General features: G+C 43.2%; 19 protein-coding genes. 10 read left to right on the forward strand and 9 right to left on the reverse strand.

Translation table 11 applies throughout. The annotated features are described in order from the left end of the window. Positions 1–362: PD-(D/E)XK nuclease family transposase (locus tag DW182_RS07260; RefSeq protein WP_199678559.1), on the reverse strand; the 362-nt coding region annotated here is incomplete at its 3' end. Positions 363–563: 201 nt separating this feature from the next. Here DW182_RS07260 and DW182_RS07265 point away from each other — a divergent pair. From DW182_RS07265 to DW182_RS07295, 7 genes are all read left to right on the forward strand, one after another. After that, on the forward strand, positions 564–2,444 hold the full coding sequence (locus tag DW182_RS07265) for a tetratricopeptide repeat protein (RefSeq protein ID WP_199678560.1): 1,881 nt from the start codon (positions 564–566) through the stop codon (positions 2,442–2,444). Positions 2,445–2,593: 149 nt separating this feature from the next. Then, positions 2,594–2,983, forward strand: coding sequence for a DUF3244 domain-containing protein (locus DW182_RS07270; protein ID WP_233564101.1), 390 nt, complete (start codon positions 2,594–2,596; stop codon positions 2,981–2,983). Positions 2,984–3,063: 80 nt separating this feature from the next. Next, positions 3,064–3,327, forward strand: a complete 264-nt coding sequence (locus tag DW182_RS07275) for a hypothetical protein (RefSeq protein WP_118295118.1) — start codon at positions 3,064–3,066, stop codon at positions 3,325–3,327. A 12-nt stretch (positions 3,328–3,339) separates the two neighbouring features. Further along, positions 3,340–5,538, forward strand: a complete 2,199-nt coding sequence (locus DW182_RS07280) for a peptidase domain-containing ABC transporter (protein WP_118295119.1) — start codon at positions 3,340–3,342, stop codon at positions 5,536–5,538. 21 nt (positions 5,539–5,559) lie between these two features. Then, on the forward strand, positions 5,560–6,714 hold the full coding sequence (locus tag DW182_RS07285) for an HlyD family efflux transporter periplasmic adaptor subunit (protein WP_118295120.1): 1,155 nt from the start codon (positions 5,560–5,562) through the stop codon (positions 6,712–6,714). Between the two features lie 25 nt (positions 6,715–6,739). Continuing rightward, on the forward strand, positions 6,740–6,952 hold the full coding sequence (locus DW182_RS07290; protein ID WP_118295121.1) for a hypothetical protein: 213 nt from the start codon (positions 6,740–6,742) through the stop codon (positions 6,950–6,952). After that, a complete protein-coding gene (locus tag DW182_RS07295) occupies positions 6,945–8,441 on the forward strand; it encodes a radical SAM protein (protein WP_118295122.1) in 1,497 nt (498 codons plus the stop codon). Before DW182_RS07290 ends, DW182_RS07295 begins: the two co-directional genes overlap by 8 nt. Before the next feature lie 72 nt (positions 8,442–8,513). Here the strand turns inward: DW182_RS07295 and DW182_RS07300 are convergent, their stop codons facing one another. Continuing rightward, positions 8,514–9,518 (reverse strand): class II fructose-bisphosphate aldolase, encoded by a 1,005-nt coding sequence (locus DW182_RS07300; protein WP_007212863.1) that lies wholly within the window; start codon positions 9,516–9,518, stop codon positions 8,514–8,516. 281 nt (positions 9,519–9,799) lie between these two features. Next, positions 9,800–10,807 (reverse strand): endonuclease/exonuclease/phosphatase family protein, encoded by a 1,008-nt coding sequence (locus tag DW182_RS07305; RefSeq protein ID WP_118295123.1) that lies wholly within the window; start codon positions 10,805–10,807, stop codon positions 9,800–9,802. Between the two features lie 259 nt (positions 10,808–11,066). Between DW182_RS07305 and DW182_RS07310 the strand changes: the two genes are divergently transcribed. The 3 genes from DW182_RS07310 to DW182_RS07320 all read left to right on the forward strand — a co-directional run bounded on the left by DW182_RS07310 (position 11,067) and on the right by DW182_RS07320 (position 15,093). After that, positions 11,067–11,321: a type B 50S ribosomal protein L31 gene (locus DW182_RS07310; protein WP_007212861.1), complete on the forward strand. Its 255-nt coding sequence runs from the start codon at positions 11,067–11,069 to the stop codon at positions 11,319–11,321. A gap of 139 nt (positions 11,322–11,460) precedes the next feature. After that, positions 11,461–13,440 carry a sensor histidine kinase KdpD gene (locus DW182_RS07315; protein ID WP_147400117.1) on the forward strand — a complete coding sequence of 660 codons (1,980 nt, stop codon included), beginning with the start codon at positions 11,461–11,463 and terminating at the stop codon, positions 13,438–13,440. 132 nt (positions 13,441–13,572) lie between these two features. Next, positions 13,573–15,093, forward strand: coding sequence for a M48 family metallopeptidase (locus DW182_RS07320; protein ID WP_118295125.1), 1,521 nt, complete (start codon positions 13,573–13,575; stop codon positions 15,091–15,093). A gap of 85 nt (positions 15,094–15,178) precedes the next feature. On the opposite strand, the gene gcvT is transcribed toward DW182_RS07320, so the two are convergent. From gcvT to DW182_RS07350, 6 genes are all read right to left on the reverse strand, one after another. Then, on the reverse strand, positions 15,179–16,264 hold the full coding sequence (gene gcvT, locus DW182_RS07325) for a glycine cleavage system aminomethyltransferase GcvT (protein WP_118295126.1): 1,086 nt from the start codon (positions 16,262–16,264) through the stop codon (positions 15,179–15,181). 16 nt (positions 16,265–16,280) lie between these two features. Then, positions 16,281–17,504, reverse strand: a complete 1,224-nt coding sequence (pepT, locus tag DW182_RS07330; RefSeq protein ID WP_118295127.1) for a peptidase T — start codon at positions 17,502–17,504, stop codon at positions 16,281–16,283. 152 nt (positions 17,505–17,656) lie between these two features. Then, a complete protein-coding gene (locus tag DW182_RS07335) occupies positions 17,657–19,069 on the reverse strand; it encodes an amidophosphoribosyltransferase (protein ID WP_007666294.1) in 1,413 nt (470 codons plus the stop codon). A 292-nt stretch (positions 19,070–19,361) separates the two neighbouring features. Then, positions 19,362–21,524, reverse strand: a complete 2,163-nt coding sequence (locus tag DW182_RS07340) for a glycoside hydrolase family 97 protein (RefSeq protein ID WP_118295128.1) — start codon at positions 21,522–21,524, stop codon at positions 19,362–19,364. Between the two features lie 206 nt (positions 21,525–21,730). Continuing rightward, entirely contained in the window at positions 21,731–22,213 is a 483-nt protein-coding gene (locus tag DW182_RS07345) for a DsbA family protein (RefSeq protein WP_044533631.1), read from the reverse strand. A gap of 415 nt (positions 22,214–22,628) precedes the next feature. Beyond that, complete coding sequence (locus tag DW182_RS07350; protein WP_118295129.1) at positions 22,629–24,032, reverse strand: DUF1963 domain-containing protein; 1,404 nt, start codon at positions 24,030–24,032, stop codon at positions 22,629–22,631. Positions 24,033–24,226 lie beyond the last annotated feature (194 nt).

The raw sequence follows: 24,226 nt of genomic DNA on the forward strand, positions 1-24,226 counted from the left end.
AAATAGAGAATGCTGATGGAGTACACTTTCTTCACTTCCGAGTAAAGCTCTCCCAGCTCGATATGCTCCGTGATGGCCTTGGCAACGCCGAAGAGGATGCGCTCCAGATAGTATATCTCGCGCGTGTTCTGCACCTCAACGATGATGATTTCATCCTTGCTATTGCGCGCCTTGATGTCCACACGGTTGAACTTCTCGCTTTCACGTTGCTGGTTGCCCTCGCTTTCCAGTATCTCGACGATGCGGATAGGCTCACCCAGCAACACGGTGAGGAAGCCTTCGAGCACGCCAAAGTTGGCTTTGTTGCGCAGCAAGCGCTTCACCGCCCAATCAAAACGTATATATTTGTCTTTCTGTTCCATGACTTCTGTTTTTTCTGCTTACGTACAAAGGTAAGCATTATTTCTGTTTCCACCGTGTCGGGAAGTGATTATTTGTTACCCCATGGTAAACGATTCATTATACATCTCAAAAAAAAATGAAGTGACGAACAAAAGAATGTAGTACAACATTTTGCTTTTTTCAAGAAATAATTTATTTTTGCTTTCAAATAGATTACTACTATGTTCTTATCTAATAAATATATTATTTGTATCTGGGGGATTTTACTTGTACTATCATGCACAAACACCCACACGGAATCTTCACCAACTCTACTTCCTGAACTGGCGCAAGCAGAAAATTGTATGTATGCATATCCCGATAGCGCACTACATATTCTTGAAAAAATGACACCACCCAAGGTTGCTGATAAATATCAATATGCTACGTGGTGTCTGCTACTATCGCAAGCGAAAATAAAGAATTATGTAGAACTGGAATCTGACAGTTTAATATCAATTGGTTATAAGTATTTTCAACAACAAGAAAATCCACAAAGGAAAGCCCTTGCGGGATATTTGGAAGGTATATACTATAATGATGAGAAACACGACGCTGAAACCGCTTTGAAATATTACTTAGAGGCTGCTACAGAAATAGAAAAAACGAAAGATTATCAATTGGCATATTTTATATATGTCGGAATAGGAGAAGTATATGTATTTCGCTCCTTACCCGATTATGCTATTGACGCCTTTCAGAAAGCATATACTTTTGCTAAGTTATCTAATAATAAAATATATATGTCTTTAGCCTTATCATATTTAGGTAGAGCATATTCAATAAAACCAGATGCAGACAAATCCATTAGTTATTATAAAAATGCATTAGACGTTGCAAAAGAGACTAATGATAAGACCTCTATTACTATCGCATTAAATGAACTTGCAGTTGTTTATGCAGCTTTTTTAAAAGACTACAAACAATCTCTTACATATGCTTTGGAAGCACTACGCATGAGCAAGGATCATAAATCCCTACAAAATTACTTAACAGTAGGAGATATCTATCGTCAGCTAAAAATGAATGACTCAGCCCAATACTATCTTGACAGAGCCGCCACCTCAGATAATATATATACTGTATGTGGCGCATATCAAGCACTGTATTATTTAAACCGTACTACTCCTCAAAATTATGCCAAAGCTATGACATATTGTGATAAGTTCTACACATGCATAGATTCAATTACCAAAATAAAACATGGTAAAGAAATCATAGCAATGAAAGAAAAGTATGATCATGAAAAGCTACTGAATGAAAAAAAGACATTGCAAATAGAAAACGAGCAGATTATACGAAACAACTTATATATCCTATTATTTATAGTAGTAGTCATAGCATGCCTCATTTTCCTCTATCAGCGTAAGTTGATACAAAAAGAACGTACTATCCAGATGCAGGAAGAACAGCTTCGCATCTACAGCCTGCGAATACATGAAAATGAAATGCAAATGGCGCAGAATAGAGTACATATAATGCAACTCTCTGAGCAGTTGGCTGCAAACGAAGGATTGCATGAGACAATGATGGAGCAACAAAACGGATTGGATGAACTCAAAAGAAAGAATGAGAATCTACAAAAAGAAACTATTCTACTACAGCAGAACATGGCGGAATATTCACAAAATATGCAAGGAAAACTCAAAACGCAATTAACGTCTTTCGATGTTATGGCAGAAGAAAATACACGCTTGCGTAACCGTGAAGAATTCTTGTGCAAATTACTAATTCCATATATCAAGCCGTTGGATTCTCTCATAAAATCACCCAAACAACTCACAATCGTTCAATGGGCGGAAGTGGAAGAAAATATAAATAAGCTATACAACAACTTCACCCTCCGCCTAAAAGAACAATTCCCATCGTTCACCAATAATGACCTGCAAGTATGTTGCCTTATTAAATTGCGCATTTCTGTATCCAACATGGCAGAGATACTGAATATTTCTCCGGCATCTGTCTCTAAACGGAAACAACGAATAAAAGAGCAGATCATAAAGGAGCTTGGAGACAACTTCGACAAATCACAACTCATTGATATCTGGATATGGGAGTATTAAATCATAGCATGTCCAGATTCAAATAAAAGTTTTTTCATACTTTTCTATTTATTAGCGAGTTATCAAGATCAACATGTCCATATTGTGTCCATAATAATTCAATAATTAACCGCTAAATTTGTTTTCAGAAAACCAAAAGACAATCAATTATGAGAAACTACGTATGTTATTTATCAATCTGCATGCTCTTTATTATAAGTAGCTTGCCAACGCAGCCAATACAGGCAGAAATCAGAAATTCTTATACAGAGTCAGAGGTAATCTTTGAAGGACAATGGGCATTAGCAAGAAGCCTCTCTCCCATCCCCTTCACCGCCTCCATCAGCAGCAACCAGCTAACTTTGAAATGCACCTCCCCTAGCTATGACGTAAACATCACTATCGTCAACGCCAATGGTCAGCCCGTATGGCAACGTGATTTTACAGCTCCCGAAACATCTTTTGTTTCTATTTCTCTCGACAGCTTACCTCAAGGTAGTTACACTATCGAAATCAGCAACGATTACGGTGGTTACTTGCAAGGTATATTCCAGCTTTAACACAAAAAGGAGAGGCTAAGATTCAGCCTCTCCTTTTTCTTTCCCTTTTCCCTTAATAACAACTCTAAAACACACCGATTATGAAAAACGTCGACCTACAGAAAATCATTTATATGAATACGTTGATTGCACATCAACGTACAGGCACCCCTGAGAAATTTGCAGAAAAGTTGAATCTATCCCGATCCGCCCTCTTCGAATATCTAACCTTCCTGCGCAAAGACTTGATGCTGGATATACTCTATAACTGCTATAACCAGACATACTACTACGGAGAGAAAGATTTCTGCACCTTGATGGGTGGAAAGTGTTGCAACAATTGCCAGCAATTTCAGAATCAATAAAACCAGCCTACTATGAAATTCCCCTTCTATAAACAGTTGGACGGTATGGACTGCGGCCCCTCGTGCCTGCGAATGATTGCCCGATACCACGGAAAGAAATTCTCCGTGCAGCAACTGCGCGAGCAATCGTTCATACAGCGCACCGGAGTCAATATGCAAGGCATCAGCGAAGCCGCCGCCAGCATAGGTATGCGTGCCACAGGCATACGCACCACCCTCGAAAAACTGAAGCAACAATCCAAGCTGCCTTGCATTCTGCATTGGAATCAGATACACTTCGTGGTGCTCTACAAAATCGTTCAAAAGAAAGGGAAAACTTATTTCTATATTGCCGATCCGGCTTACGGCTTGCTGAAATATGAAGAAGAGGAATTGAGGAAATGCTGGATCAGCACCACGCAAGGCGGCATAGAAAAAGGCATAGCCATGCTGCTTGATGTCACCCCGCAATTCTACGAAACAACACCCATCAAATACGAAGGCATATCACTGTGGCATCTGCTGCGCTACGTACATCCTTACCGTAAAATGATAGTCCAACTGATAGTGGGCCTTCTGGCAGGCAGTGTATTGCAACTCGCCTTCCCCTTCCTCACGCAAACCATCGTAGACCAAGGCATCGGTCACCGCAACCTCAACTTCATCCAACTCATACTGGCTGCACAACTCATGCTGGTGTTCAGCCGCACGCTGATCGAAGTTATCCGCCGCTGCATCCTGCTGCACATCAGTACACGCGTCAATGTAGCCCTGATATCGGACTTTCTCGTCAAGCTGATGCGCCTGCCCATGCGCTTCTTCGACAGTAAGCTGGCAGGCGACCTGATCCGCCGCATCGAAGACCACAAACGCATAGAAATGTTCCTCACCCAGTCCGTGTTGAGCATCTTGTTTGCCACCATCACCATCATCATCTTCGGTGCAGTGCTTGCCGTGTACAACCTGAAAATATTCTTCCTCTTTCTCCTCTTTAGCATCCTCTACGTCGGCTGGGTGAAACTGTTCATGCGCAAGCGCGCCGACCTCAACCGGAAAAACTTCGAGCAAATGTCCGTCAATCAGGACAACCTGATGCAGATGATATACGGCATGCAGGACATCAAGCTGCTGGGGTGCGAACAACAGAAAAGATGGGAATGGGAGAACATACAGGCTTCCCTGTTCCAAATCAATATCAAGTCGCTCAACCTGGGGCAATGGCAGCAAGTGGGCGCCGTGCTCATCAATGAAGTGAAAAATATACTTATCACCGTACTATCTGCCACTGCCGTACTGAACGGCGACATCACACTGGGTATCATGCTGTCCATACAATACATCATCGGGCAGATGCAGGGTCCGATAGAGCAATTCGTATCCTTCATGCAGCAGGCACAAGATGCACAGCTCAGCCTGGAACGTCTGGGTGAGATACACAGCAAACCCAATGAAGAGGAAGATGGTCAGGAAAATGCGGAACAAGTAATGGGTAACCAGCCCATACAGTTGCAGAATGTATTCTTCACTTACGGCTCGGAGAAATCGAAGAAGATTATCAAAGGAATATCGCTGGATATCCCCGCAGGAAAGACGACCGCCATCGTAGGGCTAAGCGGAAGCGGAAAAACAACCCTGATAAAGCTGATGCTGGGATTCTATCCGCCCACAGAGGGAAAGGTGAGCATAGGCGGACAGTCATTGCAAGACCTCAGCTTCAAGCAATGGCGCAAGCATTGCGGAGTAGTAATGCAGGAGGGCTTCATCTTCAATGATACCATAGCCAACAACATCGCCCCCGAAGATGACATCGTAGACAAGAAGAAGTTGATCTATGCCGTAGACATGGCCAACATACGCAGTTTCATCGAAAGCCTGCCCTTGAAGTACAACACCCGCATAGGCAACACCGGACAAGGATTGAGCCAGGGGCAGAAACAACGCATACTGATAGCCAGAGCCATCTACCGCAACCCCGATTACCTGTTCTTTGACGAGGCAACCAACGCACTGGATACGGATAATGAGAAAACCATCCAACGGAATCTGGACCAGTTCTTCAAAGACCGCACAGTAGTCATCGTAGCCCACCGCCTCAGCACCGTGAGGAATGCCGACCAAATTGTGGTACTGAAAGATGGAAACATCACCGAACAGGGCAGCCACGAAACGCTGATATCCCGTCAGGGAGACTACTACGGATTGGTGAAAAACCAACTGGAACTGAATGCTTAATACAAACAAAAAAAACACCTCATGGAAGAAATCTATAAACCGGAAAACAACGAGGCCGACAAAGTGGAACTGTACAGCCGCGAGAACAACGACATACTGGGCGATATGCCCAACTGGCTGATACATACGGGAAGCCACATCATCTACGGGTTGATAATACTATTGATAACCTTCGCCGCCCTGTTCTCGTATCCGGACACTGTGAGGACAGGCATAGCCATCGACGACCTATCGAAGACAGCATGGATAACGGCAAACCAATCGGGGATAATAGACCGTTTCTTCGTAGAAGACCGGCAAAAGGTGAAACTCAACGACACACTGGGCATTCTGCGCAACACAGCCTCCATGCAGGATGTGAAAAGATTCTGCCGGGTACTGGGAGACGTGGAAACATATTACCGCACCAACGACATAAAATATCTGAACAGTTTTCCATTCGACCTCATCATGGGAGAAATGACCGGTGCTTACGGGCAGTTCACAAATGCCGTGCGCACCTGCCTGATTTATGACGAATTTGACATATTCCGGCAAAAGGAAGGATTCCTGAAAGAGGAACTGGCATTGCTGAATAAGCAGCCGGAAAAGAATGAAATGAATATACTGAACACCAGACGGCAGCTATTCGACCTGAGAATGGAACACAAAAAGGAAGTAGCACTGAACCGGAGAGCCTTGGAACTGGCATACGAGAATATGATAAACAGCCTGAAAATATGGGAAGCCAAATACTTAATTAAAAGCAGCAGCAACGGAACAGTGATACTGGGAAAAAGCTGGGGGATAAGCAATGTGATAAATGAAGGCGATACGGTTTGTTCTGTGATATCAGAACAAAAGGGGCAACCGATAGGACGCATCAAACTCTCACAGGAAGATGTGGCGGAAATAGCCCCCGGCGATAAAGTGAACATCGAGTTAAGCAAATATCCGGCACATACTTACGGGTATCTCACCGGTGAAGTAGCTTCAATAGCGTATGTGCCCTACAGCAAAAACTACGCAGTGGAAATCAATTTTCCCCACGGACTGAATACGACTACCAAAGATGAGATAGAATATGAGATAGGTCTCTCCGGCAAAGCCGAAATCATCACTTCGGACCGGAGTATACTCAGCCGCGTCTTCACCCCGCTATACAGGCTGTTGAAACAGCCGGAGAAACAAACTTAATAGTAACCTCTAAACATTTGACATCATGAAAACTAAAAATTCCGGAAAGAGCAACGATCAGCAACACGGAGCAAGCAAGGACGAAAACTGCTCTCAGGAAGAGTTGCTGAACATGGACGAACTGTTCGACCTGCAAGGTGGAATAGATGAAAAGCTTCAGGGAAATTGTGGCCTGGGCTGCTTCACAGGTGCCGTCTTCAATGAAAGCATCGGTGACAAAGACATCAAAAGTGAATGATGTATATGTGCTTAATCCCAATTATGGATTAAGGGACGATATATATCGGTTCATCCTGTTTTCCAAAACAAACATCAGGGGAGTTGCCTCGCCGGACTGGATGTCTTTTATCCATCCCGCCCACGCGGCAATGCTCAGTTTCTTTACCCACAAACGGAGTCTGACTGAGAACTGGCAATTACTGGCACGCTTCTTTCACTGCGACGTATTGAAAACCGAAAAACTGATGCTGCCTTTTATAGAGAACCGGGAAGCGTTCTTCACCACATGGAACGGACGGGAAATATGTTTTCCCAGACAACTGATCATACCTATTGAAAAGGCAGGAACAGAATATCACTACAAAAACCTATTTCCCTGCAATCCTACGGGTACGACAGTCGACACATATACCAGACGGCTATATTCCGGTCCGTTGACGCTGACGTTAATGCTGACCAACCGCTGCATGACTCACTGCCGGTATTGCTATGCCGACACCCGCACACAAGTGCAAAGCGTGCTGACAACTTCCCGTATTCTGGAATTGATACGGGAAGCAGCAACATTGCCCGTGCAACAAATCAATCTGATAGGCGGAGAAATATTTCTGCACAAAGACTGGGACATCATCCTTACGGAACTGGTGAAGTGTGGCATAGAACCTGAATTCATATCCACCAAAATGCCATTCAATGCCGAATGTCTGCAAAAGCTGAAACAAACCGGGTATAAGAACATCATACAGGTGTCATTAGATGCCATCGATACCATGGTATTAAATCAGTCTTTATCCGTCAGCAAATCCTACGCCAAACAGATGATGCAAGGACTCCGGATGCTCGATCAAAGCGATTTGCCATACCAAGTGTCTTCTGTACTGACAACCTATAATTGTAACCGCCAAATTCTTAGTGAGCTGTTTCAATTCCTCTCAACCCTGAAGAACCTGCAAGACTGGCGTCTCACTCCGGTCAGTAACTCTATCACCACAAACTACCGGAGCTTTGCCGAACTAAAGCCTTCACATCAGGAGATTAGCGATATTTTCCGCTTCTTACAAGAATCGGTCGCCCTCAATGCGCATTTCAGGATTATCCTGAACCAAGGTGCAATAAAGAAACAGTATTACTCGGACGAAGGAGGAAGCATGCAGTTTAGCGGTGCCACCTGCTCTGCACTCAACAACCATTTATTCATTCTCCCGGACGGGAAGGTCACTATTTGCGAACAACTGTACTGGAACTCCCGGTTCATTATCGGGAATGCAAGGAAATCCGGCTTGAAAGACATCTGGAAATCAGAGAAGACGCTGCATCTCTGCAACCTTTCCCGCAACGATATCGGGAATCATAGCCGATGCCGTACTTGCATCTGTTTTGAAGATTGCTTTAAATACGGAAACCGGTGCTGGAGCGATATCATCAAGGCATATGGCAAAGAGTGTTGGGATTATCCCGATCCGAGATGCGCCTTTGCCCCGGAAATGACCAATAGACTTGATTACTAAAGGAACTGATCAAAAAAAGGCTGCCCTTTTTTCAAGAGCAGCCTTCCTATTTAGAATTTTAAAATTCGTGGATTATTCAGCCAATTTACCGTCTGAACCAAGCACGTTGATAATCTTATGCATGTACATCTTTTCCATGTTGTCACGAGCCGGGCCAAGATACTTACGCGGGTCAAACTCAGCCGGTTTTTCTGCGAATACCTTACGGATAGCAGCAGTCATAGCCAGACGGGAGTCTGAGTCGATGTTGATCTTGCAAACTGCAGACTTAGCAGCCTTACGCAGTTCTTCTTCAGGAATACCGATAGCAGCTTCCAGCTTGCCACCAAACTTGTTGATAGTTTCAACCTCTTCCTGAGGAACTGAAGAAGATCCGTGCAGTACGATGGGGAATCCCGGAAGTTTCTCCATTACAGCATCCAATACTTCGAATGCCAAAGGAGGAGGTACCAAACGACCAGTCTTCGGATCTACGTGGCATTGTTCGGGTTTGAACTTGTATGCACCGTGAGAAGTACCGATAGAAATAGCCAAAGAGTCACAACCTGTGCGAGTAGCAAAGTCGATTACTTCTTCAGGGTCAGTATAAGTATGATGTTCAGCAGAAACTTCGTCTTCTACACCAGCCAATACACCAAGTTCGCCTTCTACAGTTACATCAAATTGATGAGCGTAGTCAACTACCTTCTTCGTCAAAGCAACGTTTTCTTCGTAAGGCAGGTGAGAACCGTCGATCATAACTGAAGAGAAGCCCATATCGATACAAGACTTGCAAGTTTCGAATGTATCTCCGTGGTCGAGGTGAAGAACGATTTCAGGGTGTTTGCAACCCAGTTCCTTTGCATATTCTACAGCGCCTTCTGCCATGTAACGCAACAATGTCTGGTTAGCATATTGGCGAGCACCTTTAGATACCTGGAGGATTACCGGAGATTTGGTTTCAACAGCAGCCTTTACAATAGCCTGCAACTGTTCCATATTATTAAAGTTGAAAGCCGGGATAGCATATCCACCTTTAATAGCTTTCGCAAACATTTCTCTTGTGTTTACGAGCCCTAAATCTTTGTAATTAATCATTTTGTTTAAAGTTTATTGTTAGTGAATAAAAATTCTACGCAAAAGTAAGCATTATCCTTCAAATGGAAGAACAGGTTGGGAATAAATTATCGTATTATCCCTATTGAAACAATTCTATTTTAAAGCTATTGGATGATTTTAACAGAATATTGTAATCTCTATGTTACAAACTCTTTTCATCTGTAGCCTTTATCAGCCTCTTCTGCATACCTTTATATAGATAACAAAAAAACCGGAAAGCAAGTTTAGCTTCCCGGTCTTCGTTTACACATTATTATATATTACTTTTTCAAATAAATGATAGTGGGTAGATGGTCGCTGTAACCATTCAACCAAACACGTCCGCCGTGCGTGCGCAAGGGAGAGCCTTTGTACTTGCCATCCTGCTGAAAAAGATACTCACGGATAAAGACTTCATTATGATCGTACTTCAAACCTTTCTTGGCTTTCAGCAAAGGACGGGAGACTACAATCTGGTCGAACAAGTTCCACTTGCCACGATAGAGCAATGTTCCCACACCTTTATCTTCAAGGGTTTCCCACCAGGGATTATAGAATTCGCCTTTTTTCACCTGCTTCGCATACTTGCGTGCACCCAGTGTCGCCATGCTTTCGTCCATAGGATCGTCGTTCATATCCCCCATGACTATCAGCTTCAGTTTCTTGTCCGTACGCATCAGGGAGTCTGTCAATGCCCGTACCTGCTTGGCTGCATGTACACGCACCGGAGACTTAGCTCCACGGGAAGGCCAGTGATTGACGATGAAACAAACGCGTTCGCCTGCCATCTGTCCGTCTACAATAAGGAAGCCACGCGTCAGGTGCACAGTGTCTCCCTCAAAAGGAGTGGAAAGCACCAGTTTGGAATTGGTAACAGTGAATTGTTCCGGATCATAAAGCAAAGCGCAATCAATGCCCCGTTTATCCGGACCTTCGTAATGCACGAATTTATAGTTGGATATAGCCGGCTGGCTTACCAAATCTGTCAGTACCCGGTTGTTTTCAGCTTCGGCTACACCGATAACGGCGGGTCCTCCCGGTACGCGATCGCGCGACACTTCACTCAGGACTTTGGCAAGGTTCTTCAACTTGGCCTCATACTTCTCAGCCGTCCATACATAACTGCCGGAAGGCAAAAATTCAAGGTCGTTCTTACCTGCATCATGAATCGTATCAAACAGGTTCTCAAGATTATAAAACGCAACACTATACAGATCCCGCTCGTTCTGCTGGGCACCTGCCGTAGTGACGCAGAGCCATAGGGAAATTAAGAAAAGTAGCTTCTTCATGCTGAATATAAATTAAAATACCATGCAAAAATCTGAAATAAAAAGCGATAAACCTATTTTTTGAGGGAACTTTTTTCTAATTCAGAGAAATGCACTGCCTTTAAACAAAGGTAGACTGTACCTTAAGCAAAAATAAATCTGAATTTATTTTGTATTATCTGCGACTTGCACTATCTTTGCGCTCTGAAAAATAAGACCATTACACTATTTATTACCAAAATAGTAACCGAATATAATAATTAAAAAAACAAATATTGAAATGAAAAAAGGTATTCATCCTGAAAATTACCGTCCGGTAGTATTCAAAGATATGTCTAATGGTGACATGTTCTTGTCTCGTTCAACCGTAAATACGAAAGAAACCATCGAGTTTGAAGGTGAAACTTATCCGTTGGTAAAGATGGAAATCTCTAACACTTCTCACCCGTTCTATACTGGTAAATCTACATTGGTGGATACAGCTGGTCGCGTTGATAAGTTCATGAGCCGCTACGGTGACCGTAAAAAGAAATAATTCTGCTTCATGAAAGCAAAAAAGGGAGATTTTGAAAAAAGTCTCCCTTTTTTATATACGTACATACACAAATACTGGCAAATTTCTCTATATTTGTATCTCAAAAAAGATTCCCAAAATAGCAGGACAATACTTTGCAATGAGAAACGGTCTGTATCTGATAGTGATACTCTGTACTTTTTTGCTTTCAACACAAACAAAAGCACAGAAAGAAGTGAAATTCAATCAGGATTCCATCCCTCCTGCTTTCTCTAAATTAAAAACCTATTATAACCAGCCGGAAGTATATCTTTCTCACTGGGAAAAGATAAAGAAAGATATCGACAATAAAAAAGGAGATAAGACAATCGATCTATTCTATCTATATAAGGACAGAAATTATTTTCACTACAACCATGGTGACCTAGACAGCTTAAAGAAATATACCCCTATTATAAAAGATTTATCTCTCCGTCTCCATAACAAAGCAGAATACTATAAGAACTGGAGCTTCTTATGTGAACAAATCATATACTCCAATGCCTCCAAAGAGGATATGGAAGAAATGGATAAGATGTACAATGATGCATTAAAAAGGAAAAGTGAAATAGGACTGGCATTTAGCCTGAATGAAATAGCCAACTTTTATGGAGCAAATAAAAATTATGCCAAAGCCTTACCATATATTACACAAGCCATGCAATTGTTTGAGAAATTGAAATTCTGGGATGAATATACTCCATTATGCTCCAATTACATTGTAATTTTAACGAGCACAAATAAATATCAGGAAGCCCAGAATGCATTTTATCATTTAGACTCATTAGCTAACTTATCACTTACCAGTCCCAGTGTCAATATGAGCATAGCCCGCATTTTAATGATAAAAGACATGGCCTCAGTGGTATTCACCGAGCCACAGGATACCGTTATCTTGCGAAAGTATCTGGCCGACATAGAGGATTTATACCGAAAATCACCACACGAGAACCGCATTTACTTATATAATACAAAAGAGGAATATGCCAAATTAAAAGGTGATATTGACACACTACTTGCCTATCAGGATTCCTCTGCAGAATATTACCGGAAATCCCGCAATGTGATAAACCTTAAAAGGATGTATAATAATAAAGCCTCTGCTTTGCACCGGGCTCACAGATATGACGAAGCTTATCTTATGCTACGCAAATACGTATCTCTAAGTGACTCATTATATAAAAATGATACCCAAAAACAACTTAATGAGTTATCCACCCGCTATAATATGAATAAGCTGGAACTTGAAGCCCAAAACATGAGTTTGAAAGCCCGTAATATACAGTTCCTTTATGCTTGTGCCTTGATTGTTGTATTGATAACCACTTTAATCATCGGCATCCAGTTTTATCGCCATAAATTGAAGAACAACCGCTTACTGAGAAAACAAGCTCAGGAACTGCAGCAGGCCAATGAAAAGGCACAACAAGCCCAACTCATGAAAACAGCATTCATCCAGAATATGAATCATGAAGTGCGGACACCGCTGAATGCCATTGTAGGTTTCTCCGAGTGCCTTGCAGAAATACCAATGAGTCAGGAAGAAACCAGGGAAATCAGTGCCACTATCAAAAAGAATAGTGATAATCTACTGAAGATCATCAGCGACATGATTTCCATTGCCAATATTGACAGCGGAGACCAGAGATTGACTTATCAGGATATTCCGGTAAACAAGTTTGCAAATAAATTACTTCAGGAAATGAAGGAATATATCCAACCCAAAGTGAAATTTTACTATACCCCATGCCAGACAGACTATATACTTTCGTCTAATGAGGATATCGTACATCAGATACTTATCAATCTGCTACATAATGCACTAAAGTTCACTTCAAGTGGCGAAGTAGAGTTAAGTTATGAGGTAGATAACAAAAATAACAAGTTATACTTCCACGTACGAGACACCGGCATTGGCGTGAAAAGCGAACTAAAAGAAAAAATATTCTCACGATTTTATAAAGTGGATTCTTTTATACCTGGCGCCGGATTAGGATTATCCTTATGCCGGATTCTTGCAGAGCGTATAAAAGCACGGGTATATTTAGACGATACCTACCATGACGGATGTTTATTCACCTTCGAACACCCATTAAAGTAAGATATAAAAATGGAATAGGAAATTCCCTACCTTTTTGTAGGGAAAAGAATAGGGAAGGGAGAAAACTCTTTCCTATTTTTGTATCAGCAATTTTGATAATAAGTCAATAGTACGAACCATAAACGAACCAATATGAAACGTCTTATCACTTTCGTCTTCCTCGCTGTCCTCTTCTCTACAGCAGGATTTGCTGCCAGGCAGAAAGACTTGAGCGGCCCAATTGCCATAAAAGGCGAACTACAACAACAGTATGAGAATTTTCCTGCCGGCACTCCCGTAGTGATCCGCAAGGTAGTGAAAATGAAATCGGCAGAACAACTAGGCTCCGATGTTTTCTATGCAACCGAAATCAACGGTATGCAATTTGCAGTACCTTCTTCTGCCCTGAAAACCATTAAACTCTCACCTCCCGAAACCAATCAGGAGTTTTGGCAGCAAACCTATCTGAAGCAACATCTGTATGAGTATTTCAGCGAACGCGGATATAACTCTAAGTTGCGCAAGGAAGTGGACGAAGAATGCCGGGATTACCTGTACAAGCTGGAAGAGATCGGCTATGAGGATGATTTCATCACTTCATACGTACAGAATATCTTTGCGAAACTGACTGCCACCGGCATCGATCCCAACCGCAGTGAAAGGTTGAATGTACGCATCATCCAGTCGCCCGAACCGGATGCTTACATGCTGCCCAACGGAACAATGCTGATTAGTACCGGCCTGCTCTGCACACTTGATTCGGAGGATGAACTTGCCGCCATTATTGCCAATGAGATGTCTCATTTCGTACTGGACCATCAGATTAATAACATCTACCGTGCTGAACGCCGTGCCAAGCGGGCAGCTTTTTGGGGAACGGTTCTTGCCGTCACTGCCGAAGTAGCCCTGGAAGTGGCATACTGGGATGACGATGATACAGCTTTAGGTGTAGGTGCTGTTGCCAGCATCGGAAGTGTTGCCGCCCTGCTGAATGTAAATGTAGTGAATCGCCTGGGAATGAATTACAAGAATAACCAGGAATACGCAGCCGACCGGGTTGCACGTGAGTTATTGGAATTCAAGGGGATGAATCCCGATGGATTGGCGTCTGCACTTTCCAAAGTCATCGGGTACTATAATATACAGCAACGCGGTCATAAGCTGCTTCGCTACGGCAGCATCGACAACCTGAAAAAGCGAATAGACAAAGCCGACCAAGCGGAAAATCAAATCAGTCATCCTTATCTCAAAGCGACATCGGACGTAGTAACTTTCAACGCAGCCATGAATATGGCAGACCAACGGTATGAAGAAGCCGGAAGATTAATACAGAAGAATATCAATAACAATCTGGCCACCGACCATGATTACGTTATCTTAGCAAAATCACGGATGGCGCTTTACAACACAGAAGAGGTAAACGAAGAATGTGCCACCCTGCTTTGGAAAGCCAAAGAATTAGCAGGAGACAGTCCGAATCTTGACATATATAAACAGGAGATTCTATTGCTAATGCGCATGAATAAACAGGCTAAAGCCGCCGGCACATTGAAGGAATATCTGGAATTACTTTCCCGGTATCAGGAACAAGGAATGCAAGGAGAAGAGGAAGAATGGACAAGCAAAGAAATAGCTTGGGCTAATCAATTATTAGATAAGATCAGCAGACTATAAAGAAAAGAATGTTATAAAGTCTTTCCCACCACAGAATTCCAAGACTTGCGCAAATCTTGGAATTCTGTGGTGAGAAAGACTCATCTTATTTACGGAATGGCGGGCGAACCACTACTGCTTTCAGCTTACGTCCACGCATATCAATGCAAATTTCCGTACCTATTTTACTATACTCCGGTTTCACATAGCCCATACCGATACCAATCTTACGAGTGGGTGACATTGTACCTGAAGTTACTACTCCGATAGCTTCGCCTTCTGTATTGAACAGCTCATATCCATGACGGGGAATTCCACGGTCCACCATTTCAAAACCGACCAACTTACGGACAGTACCTTCCGCTTTCTGCTTTTCAAGCATCGGACGATTGATAAAGTTCTTACCTTCAGCAAACTTGGTAATCCATCCCAAACCAGCTTCAATAGGTGATGTCGTATCATCCAGATCATTGCCATACAGGCAGAAGCCCATTTCCAGACGAAGCGTATCGCGTGCACCCAAGCCAATCGGCTTGATGCCAAATTCTTCACCTGCTTCAAACACGGCATTCCAAATCTTCATGGCAGCTTCGGGATAGAAGTAAAGCTCAAAACCTCCTGCACCGGTATAGCCGGTATTGGAAATAATCACATCTTTCTCACCGGCAAACTCACCATGCGTAAAGGTGTAATACGGCAGTTCCGACAAGTTTATGCTCGTCAGTTTCTGCAAAGCAAGAATGGCCTTCGGTCCCTGCACGGCAAGTTGTGCCATGTGGTCGGAAGCATTTTCCAATTCGGCACCTTCGGTATTGTGCGAAACGCACCAGTTCCAGTCTTTTTCTATATTCGAAGCATTCACTACCAACAGGTATTTCTCCGGTTCATAATGATAAACCAGCAAGTCATCTACAATACCGCCTTCTTCGTTGGGAAAACAGGTATATTGCACCTTGCCCGGAGTCAGGGCAGCCACATTATTGGAAGTCACTTTCTGAAGAAAAGCCAACGCATTGGGGCCTTTCACCCAGAATTCTCCCATGTGGGAAACGTCGAATACACCCACAGCGTTACAAACTGTGAGGTGTTCATCAATGATACCGGAATATTCTATCGGCATATTATATCCCGCAAACTCATGCATCTTAGCACCCAGCGAGATATGTTTTTCTGTAAACGGAGTGGTTTTCATGTCTTAAGGTATTAAATTATTTTATAGCAACAAGTTCGGCAATCTTCACGATGACCTTCATCGCTTTCTCCATATTCTGGATAGGAGCGAATTCATATCGTCCATGGAAGTTCAGACCACCTGCAAAGATATTGGGGCAAGGCAAACCTTTGAAAGAAAGCTGCGCGCCATCCGTACCACCACGGATAGGTTTCACATTCGGTTTCACACCTACAGCCTCCATTGCGGCAAAAGCCGTATCAATGATATGCATTACCGGTTCAATCTTCTCACGCATATTATAGTATTGGTCACGGAGTTCAAGCGTTGCCGTACCTTCACCATATTCAGCATTGATTTCACTGACAAAGCGTTCTATTTTCTTCTTGCGGCTCTCGAAACGTGCACGGTCATGATCACGGATAATATAAGCCACTGTAGTCTGCTCTACATCGCCGTTGAAACTGATGAGATGGTAGAAGCCTTCGTAACCTTCGGTATGTTCGGGCGTTTCATGAGCAGGCAACATGGCACAGAAACGGTTGGCTACACGAATTGAATTAATCATCTTATTTTTGGCATAACCCGGATGCACATTGCGACCTTTGAAGGTGATTTTAGCAGATGCCGCATTGAAGTTTTCAAACTCCAACTCTCCTACTTCACCGCCATCCATTGTGTAAGCCCAGTCGCAACCGAACTTCTCCACATCGAATTTATGTGCGCCCAATCCTATTTCCTCATCCGGATTGAAACCAATACGAATCTTGCCATGCTTGATTTCAGGATGCTCTTTCAGGTACACTATCGCAGAAACGATTTCGGCAATACCTGCTTTATCATCTGCGCCCAACAATGTCTTGCCATTGGTCACGATCAGGTCTTCACCTTTATGATCCAGCAGCTCAGGGAACTGAGACGGAGAAAGAACTACATTTTCTTCTGCACAGAGCACGATGTCCGAACCGTCATAGTTTTGAACAATGCGGGGAGATACATCTTTGCCACTCATATCGGGACTGGTGTCCATGTGGGCGATAAAACCAATAGTAGGTACCGGCTTATCGATATTTGCCGGAAGTGTGGCAAACAAATAGCCATGCTCATCCAGCGTTATGTCTTCCAAACCTAAAGACTCTAATTCTTCTTTCAGATATTTGGCAAATACCATTTGCCCCGGAGTACTTGGAGTCACCTCTGTCTCTTCACTGGACTGGGTGTCGAAGCTTACATACTTCAAAAAACGTTCTACTAAAGCCATATTATTTATGATTTATGATTTATGATCGAGAACATGAACTACCAATTATCTATCAACAGTAGTCAATAGTTCTGCCGTAAAGGTAGAAAAAGGGGCGTGAACTGCCAAGCAATTCACGCCCCTTTTTACAAAATGTTAGTATTTGGAGTTACTCAAAAGCAACTGCTACCATCAAAACAATGTGTACAAACCTTACATTTCGGCAATCCGATGGACTCGATGAGAGTTTCCAGGGTATTAAACTTCAAAGTTGTAAGGCCAAAACGCTCGGCAATAATGCTGACCATCTTCTCATATTCCGGAGAACCGGTAGTGGCATATTTCTCCAGATTCTTATCCGCATCTCCTTCCAGTTCTGCAATAATACGGCGTGTAATCAATTCCAACGGACTCTTGGAAGCCGTGAAACCTACAAACGGACAAGCATAAATCAACGGTGGACAAGCAATGCGGATATGTACTTCTTTGGCACCATATTCATACAATACCTTCACATTATCCCGTAATTGCGTACCCCGTACTATGGAGTCGTCACAGAACAATAAGCGCTTACCTTCCAGCATGGCACGGTTCGGTATCAGCTTCATCTTCGCCACCAATGAGCGCATCTCCTGCTTACTGGGAGTGAAACTGCGCGGCCATGTCGGTGTATATTTAGAAATGGCACGATGATAAGGAACCCCTTTCCCTTCGGCATAACCCAAAGCCATACCTACACCGGAATCAGGAATACCGCAAGCACAATCTACTTCAGAATCATCGCTCTGTCCCATCTTCAAACCACTGGTAAAACGTACTTCCTCTACATTGCGACCTTCATAGCAAGAAGTAGGAAAACCGTAATATACCCACAGGAAAGAACAAATCTGCATCTTTTCCTCCGGCTTCCGAAGTTGTTCCACTCCATCGGCAGTCATACGAACAATCTCTCCCGGACCGAGATAGCGGTCTATTTCATAATCCAGATTCGGGAAACTGCTTGACTCACTGGTTGCAGCGTATGCCCCTTCTTTCCGGCCGATTACAATCGGAGTGCGTCCCCACTTGTCACGAGCCGCAATGATACTGCCATCTTCTGATAACAGCAGCATAGAGCAAGAACCTTTGACACGGCGGTAAACATTTTCTATACCTTCTACAAAAGTTTTTCCTTGTATGATGAGTAGTGAGATAAGCTCGGTTTGATTGGTATTGCCTGAACTCAGTTCGGCGAAGTGCATATTTTGGGAAAGTAGTTCTGCTTCTATTTCTTCCAGATTCACAATTTTAGCTACTGTTACAATGGCGAAGCGTCCGAGGTGGGAGTTAATGATGATGGGTTGCGGATCTGTGTCGCTGATGATTCCTATTCCGACATTTCCTTTAAACTTATCCAGTTCGTCTTCAAACTTGGTTCGGAAATAAGTGCTCTCCAAGTTATGAATGGATCGGGCAAACATGCCCTCTTCTGCATCATACGTGGCAAGTCCGCCCCGCTTAGTTCCTAAATGTGAATTATAATCTGTACCGTAAAATAAATCCGTCACACAGCTCGCTTTGGAGACTGTCCCGAAAAATCCTCCCATAAATCCTATTATTTATTATTGATTTTAGTATTGACGGGCACAAAGGTACAAAGAAGTTTCTTCTCCACATTACTTTCCTACGAGACAAATTCTAAAAAAACTTATTTTTATGCAGGTTTCCGAACAGCAAAAGGAACGTTTTGTTTAATTCGCAGATAAAAGAAATCAGGTTGAAAAGAACAAAAAGGAGGCTGAACTCAAAAAAACTATTTTGAGACAGCCCCAACCTAATGCCTGATAAGAACTTCTTTCTACCCTAATTTTAAGGATTTTCTCAATCCGAAACTATTTCTTATCTCCATTTCTTCACAGCCTTCTTATCTGCTGGAGTAGCTTCAATCAAACTAAGAGCGAAACCACCGCTACGTGCCAGTTTCACAGACATCTTAGTCTTATTGGTTACAATACCTTTCTTTATCTGATAAGAGGTTGGATTCTCTTTGTAATCGGCATCCTTACCATCTGCATAGAGAGTAGCAACATATTGCTTACCCGGTTCCAGGAAGTCCAAAGTAAAGCTGGAAGTACGTGCATTTTCGTCAGTGATGCCACCTACAAACCAGTTGTTCGTGCCTTTAGCCTTGCGGGCTGCCGTAATATAATCACCTGGTTCTGCTTCCAGATACTTACTATCATCCCAATCCACAGCTACATCTTTGATGAACTGGAAAGCATCCATATGCTTCTCATAATTCTCAACTAAATCGGCAGCCATCTGCAACGGACTGTATAATGTTACATAAAGAGCCAACTGCTTACAGAGAGTAGTCTGCACCTGTCCATGAGGCAGGTCACCCATAAATTCCAATTTCGTATCAAAGATACCCGGAGTATAATCCATCGGACCGCCAATCAGACGATTAAACGGAAGTAAAGTAGTGTGGAACGGTTTACTGCCACCGAAAGCCTCATATTCCGTACCACGAGCAGACTCGTTACCAATCAGGTTAGGATAAGTACGGCAAAGTCCGGTAGGACGCACAGCTTCGTGAGCATTTACACAGATCTTATAATCAGCAGCTTTAGTCACAGCATAGAGATAGTGGTTGTTCATCCACTGACCATAGTGATGTTCACCGCGAGGAATCATATTGCCTACATAGCCACTCTTTACTGCATTGTAACCGTTGTCTACCATAAACTGGTAAGCTTTATCCATATGACGCTCATAATTGCGTACGGAAGCAGAAGTTTCATGATGCATCATCAATTTCACACCTTTGCTCTTAGCATATTCGTTCAACATCTTTACATCAAAGTCAGGATACGGAGTTACAAAATCAAACACATAATCTTTGGAGTGACCGAACCAATCTTCCCATCCTTCGTTCCAGCCTTCTACCAGTACTTGATCAAGTCCATTTTCAGCAGCAAAGTCTATATAACGTTTTACGTTCTCATTGGTAGCACCATGACGTCCGTTAGGTTTAGTTTTAGTATAATCCGTTTCGCCCAATTTTACGGAAGGCAAATCATCGGTATAAGCCCAAGTGCTTTTACCGGCAATCATCTCCCACCATACACCTACATATTTCACCGGCTTAATCCAGGAAACATCTTCGTAAGTACAAGGTTCATTCAGATTCAGCGTCAGCTTAGAATTCAGGATATCACGGGCATCATCACTTACGATAACCGTACGCCATGGAGATTTGCAGGGAGCTTGCAGATATCCTTTATCCCCTTTTGCATCAGGAGTCAACCAAGATTCGAATACGAAGTTCTTATCATCCAGATTAAGATGCATACAAGAATAATCGACCAAGGCAGCCTCATGCAAGTTAATATAAAGACCATCGGCAGTTTTCATCTGCAAGGAAGTTTGTACACCTGTCGGAGAAAAAGTAGTCTGTGAAGAGTTAGGAGTAATGGCACCTTTCATCAAGCCTCGGATTTCAGAAAGTTTAGATTCCGTATAATCATATTCCTGCGTATCATAATCGCCCGGTATCCAAAAAGCGGTATGGTCACCCGTCATGGCAAACTGGGTATGCTCTTCCTTAATAACGAAGTAATTCAGATTCTTAGATAAAGGAAATTCGTAACGGAAACCCAGCCCATCATCAAAAAGGCGGAAACGGATGATCATATTACGATCCTGCGCCTTCTGATTCAGTGTCACAACCATTTCATTATAATGATTGCGGATTTGCTTCACTTCACCCCACACGGGTTTCCAGGTTTCATCAAATGCGGAAGTTTTTGTATCCGCCAGCGTGAAGCCGTTCATCAAGCCGGGGTCGTTCTTTAGTTCCAGTCCTAACTTGGAGGGGTTAATCACTGCCTTTCCTTTATAAGAAAGTTCGTAGACTGGTTCGCCTTGGGCGTTCACTGAAAAGTTCAGTTGGAGCTGTCCGTTCGGAGAAGTAATGCTCTCTGCCTTCATCGCGCCGCTCACGAATAAAAGGAGCAGGGAAAAGGCCAGTTTTGTAAAAGTTGCTTTCATGTTTCTCATGCTATGGAGTTTTTAATATAGATATTCCGAACACAAATATAAGGAGTAAACAGGTAAGAGCGGAAGTTAATGGATAAAAAGGTGAATGATTCATTAACAAACGTTTGCATGAAATTGGTGTGCGATGAATAAGAAGTTAAAACTCCGGGGGAATTAGAGGAGTTACTTACTAACTCCTGCTAATCCTCCCTGAGTAAGAATAAAGGTTATCCCAAAGGATCATCGACGATGCCACCATCACCGCCCGAAGGCTTGGAGCCGCCATTATTGTCAGTGTCTCCACCGTCTGTATAGTCCGTGTCCGGCATCACCATTCGGGTAATGCTCATATTCCCCAGCATCTGGCTGAAGTTCTTTCCCGGGCAAAAGAGAATACGCTTGCGGACAATGTTGCTTGCCGTAACTCCCTCCTGTGTATCTGCCGACTTGCCGACAAATGAAGGGCGAAAACGTCCGAAGTCTCCCAGTACAACCGTCTTTCCGTCATCAATCTCTTCGGACATGATGTCTACCAAGCCCACGGCTACCAAATCGACAATCTTGCGGTGGATGCCCAAAATGCGGCTCACCTTTGTGCACAACTTATCAAAATCCAACTCGCCTGCTCCCACGGATTTGGCGACATACTTTTCGGTTTTAGTCTTGTCAAAACCGAAAACGCGTTTAGCTACTACATATTGAAGTCCCATAATTTTTAATGTTTTAAATGATTAATATAATAAAGGTGAAGAGCCGAAGCTCCCCTCTCCTTCAAGAACCGGAAATCCATCGCGAGGCCTCAACGAACGGGCTACCGTTTTCTTGAATTCGACGTTGCAAAGTTAGGGCGGGAAGTCTGCAAATGCAAGAAAACATCATCTACAACCAACCATGTTAAATCATTTATAAACAAGCACTTGCAAAAGTATAGTCTCTACAAGCAAAAAAGAGAGTATCTACAGAAAAGAGAAGAGAAAGGAGGCAATCTCTACAAGAGAGGTCGCTAAACAACTGATTATCAATAATGGGGATTTTCAGTATCTCTACAATATACGCAAAAGGGAGTTTTTAATCATTAATCCCCCTTTTGCAGAATATCCGAAGCCGAAGTTACTCATGTTACGGCTAATACGAACAAGCCGTGCGGACATGTTCAAAGGTGAGCTGACTCAAATCGCTCTTTTTGATGAACAAATAGACAAAGCCACAGTCGCCAAAATAGATTGGAGAGGCGGAGCCGTTATCCGTTTTCTGGCAAGCTTCATAGATTCGTACCAGGGGCGTGTATTCATTCTTCTCCTTTTCAGAGAAAGTTTTTTCCTGTGCGCAGATTTTCTGCCAACCATAATAGGCATCTCCAGCGACGACCCCCGCGAAGTCCTCCCTGTAGAAATTCTCCTTCTCCACAAGCATACAAGCGTCATCATAAGTTGCCCACAGACGGTTCACCATCTCCCGTCCTGTCAGAGACTCCAAATCTAAAAGCCCGGGAAAGTCATATCCGTTCTTCCAATTTAATGCTCGCTCCTCGATGTAAAGTGGTTGGTTCAAGTGTGCAGGTGGCGATACGGGAGCCAATCGAGACAGCGGGACATCACAATACAAGACGCGCGCAAAAGGATCCTTCAAAAAGACCTCATCTTCGTAGATGTACGAAGCTGTCATATCTAAAAATACATAGAGCATCCCTTTCCTCGGTATAAGCCATTCTTCAGCCGAGTTATACGGAATTTCAGCGCAATTAATCTGACAGATAAAGCTCAATGGCTTTCCTTCATGGCAAGGCCAAGTCTTATCTTCGGGCAAATACGGGTAACCGCCTACTTTGGAACAACCCGGCTCGGGCTTTACATCCCGAGGGATGAACATATAGGCGGCCTGCTTGCAAAATGGCTTTACCCAGCGCACGAAGGTGTCCACATCAGAGATACGCGTCTTTTTGAAGTGGGTTGCAATCAGATTGAAAATCCGGTTCTTCAAAGCCGGGTTGTCCTGATAGTACACATAATAATTATAGGTGTTGCCACTGTATCTGCCTAAATTCCGTCCCTTTACAATCTGCACATATCCGGCATAGAAGTACACTTCGCCTATCTCCTCCCACCATGCCGTCTTGCTATATTTGCCCGAAGGCATGAGCAGGCCTAACCCTTCTTCCGAAACCATAGTGCGCACCTGCTGCTTCCTCGATTTATAGTAGCCCACAAGCAACAGGCAGAAGAGGACAGCCCCGAACAGGAGCGCCATGGCAAGATACATCCGACCGTAAACAAAACTATGGTTGACGAAACAGAAAGCCGAAAAGCCAAGTACGAATAGCCAAAGCAGATTGATGCTTTTGAAATTGAGCAATCGGATTTTCAAGAAGCGGAACAGATTGTCCGGCACAGTCGACCCCAATGCCTCACCGCCTGCGTCAGAAGTGGGTTGAAGTTCCTTCTGCGCCCGAAGAATAGAAACAGCACGATAGGTTGTATAAAGCAACAGCACAATTCCAATAACAAGGTTCAATACTAAAGTTCTGTCCATAATTTGCTCTTATATAAGAAAAAATCGTTACACATAATACATCCGTCCCACCCTTTAGTAAAAAGCCTTCGGATTTTTACTAAATTCACGACTGAAAATTAGTAAAAATCTACCGGAAAATTAGTAAAAATCCAATAAGGTTTTAGTAAAAAACAGTCACCCCGTCCATAAAGGCTTCTGACGGCACTTTTAGA

Source organism: Bacteroides sp. AM16-24, from assembly GCF_003471885.1.
Taxonomy (GTDB): Bacteria; Bacteroidota; Bacteroidia; order Bacteroidales; family Bacteroidaceae; genus Bacteroides.

What these genes read in the sequence shown, in the direction of transcription:
- DW182_RS07265 (WP_199678560.1), top strand. Translation starts at nt 564, where the DNA reads ATGTTCTTATCTAATAAATATATTATTTGTATCTGGGGGATTTTACTT.
- DW182_RS07270 (WP_233564101.1), top strand. Translation starts at nt 2,594, where the DNA reads ATGAGAAACTACGTATGTTATTTATCAATCTGCATGCTCTTTATTATA.
- DW182_RS07275 (WP_118295118.1), top strand. Translation starts at nt 3,064, where the DNA reads ATGAAAAACGTCGACCTACAGAAAATCATTTATATGAATACGTTGATT.
- DW182_RS07280 (WP_118295119.1), top strand. Translation starts at nt 3,340, where the DNA reads ATGAAATTCCCCTTCTATAAACAGTTGGACGGTATGGACTGCGGCCCC.
- DW182_RS07285 (WP_118295120.1), top strand. Translation starts at nt 5,560, where the DNA reads ATGGAAGAAATCTATAAACCGGAAAACAACGAGGCCGACAAAGTGGAA.
- DW182_RS07290 (WP_118295121.1), top strand. Translation starts at nt 6,740, where the DNA reads ATGAAAACTAAAAATTCCGGAAAGAGCAACGATCAGCAACACGGAGCA.
- DW182_RS07300 (WP_007212863.1), bottom strand. Translation starts at nt 9,518, where the DNA reads ATGATTAATTACAAAGATTTAGGGCTCGTAAACACAAGAGAAATGTTT.
- DW182_RS07305 (WP_118295123.1), bottom strand. Translation starts at nt 10,807, where the DNA reads ATGAAGAAGCTACTTTTCTTAATTTCCCTATGGCTCTGCGTCACTACG.
- DW182_RS07310 (WP_007212861.1), top strand. Translation starts at nt 11,067, where the DNA reads ATGAAAAAAGGTATTCATCCTGAAAATTACCGTCCGGTAGTATTCAAA.
- DW182_RS07315 (WP_147400117.1), top strand. Translation starts at nt 11,461, where the DNA reads ATGAGAAACGGTCTGTATCTGATAGTGATACTCTGTACTTTTTTGCTT.
- DW182_RS07320 (WP_118295125.1), top strand. Translation starts at nt 13,573, where the DNA reads ATGAAACGTCTTATCACTTTCGTCTTCCTCGCTGTCCTCTTCTCTACA.
- gcvT (WP_118295126.1), bottom strand. Translation starts at nt 16,264, where the DNA reads ATGAAAACCACTCCGTTTACAGAAAAACATATCTCGCTGGGTGCTAAG.
- pepT (WP_118295127.1), bottom strand. Translation starts at nt 17,504, where the DNA reads ATGGCTTTAGTAGAACGTTTTTTGAAGTATGTAAGCTTCGACACCCAG.
- DW182_RS07335 (WP_007666294.1), bottom strand. Translation starts at nt 19,069, where the DNA reads ATGGGAGGATTTTTCGGGACAGTCTCCAAAGCGAGCTGTGTGACGGAT.
- DW182_RS07340 (WP_118295128.1), bottom strand. Translation starts at nt 21,524, where the DNA reads ATGAGAAACATGAAAGCAACTTTTACAAAACTGGCCTTTTCCCTGCTC.
- DW182_RS07345 (WP_044533631.1), bottom strand. Translation starts at nt 22,213, where the DNA reads ATGGGACTTCAATATGTAGTAGCTAAACGCGTTTTCGGTTTTGACAAG.
- DW182_RS07350 (WP_118295129.1), bottom strand. Translation starts at nt 24,032, where the DNA reads ATGGACAGAACTTTAGTATTGAACCTTGTTATTGGAATTGTGCTGTTG.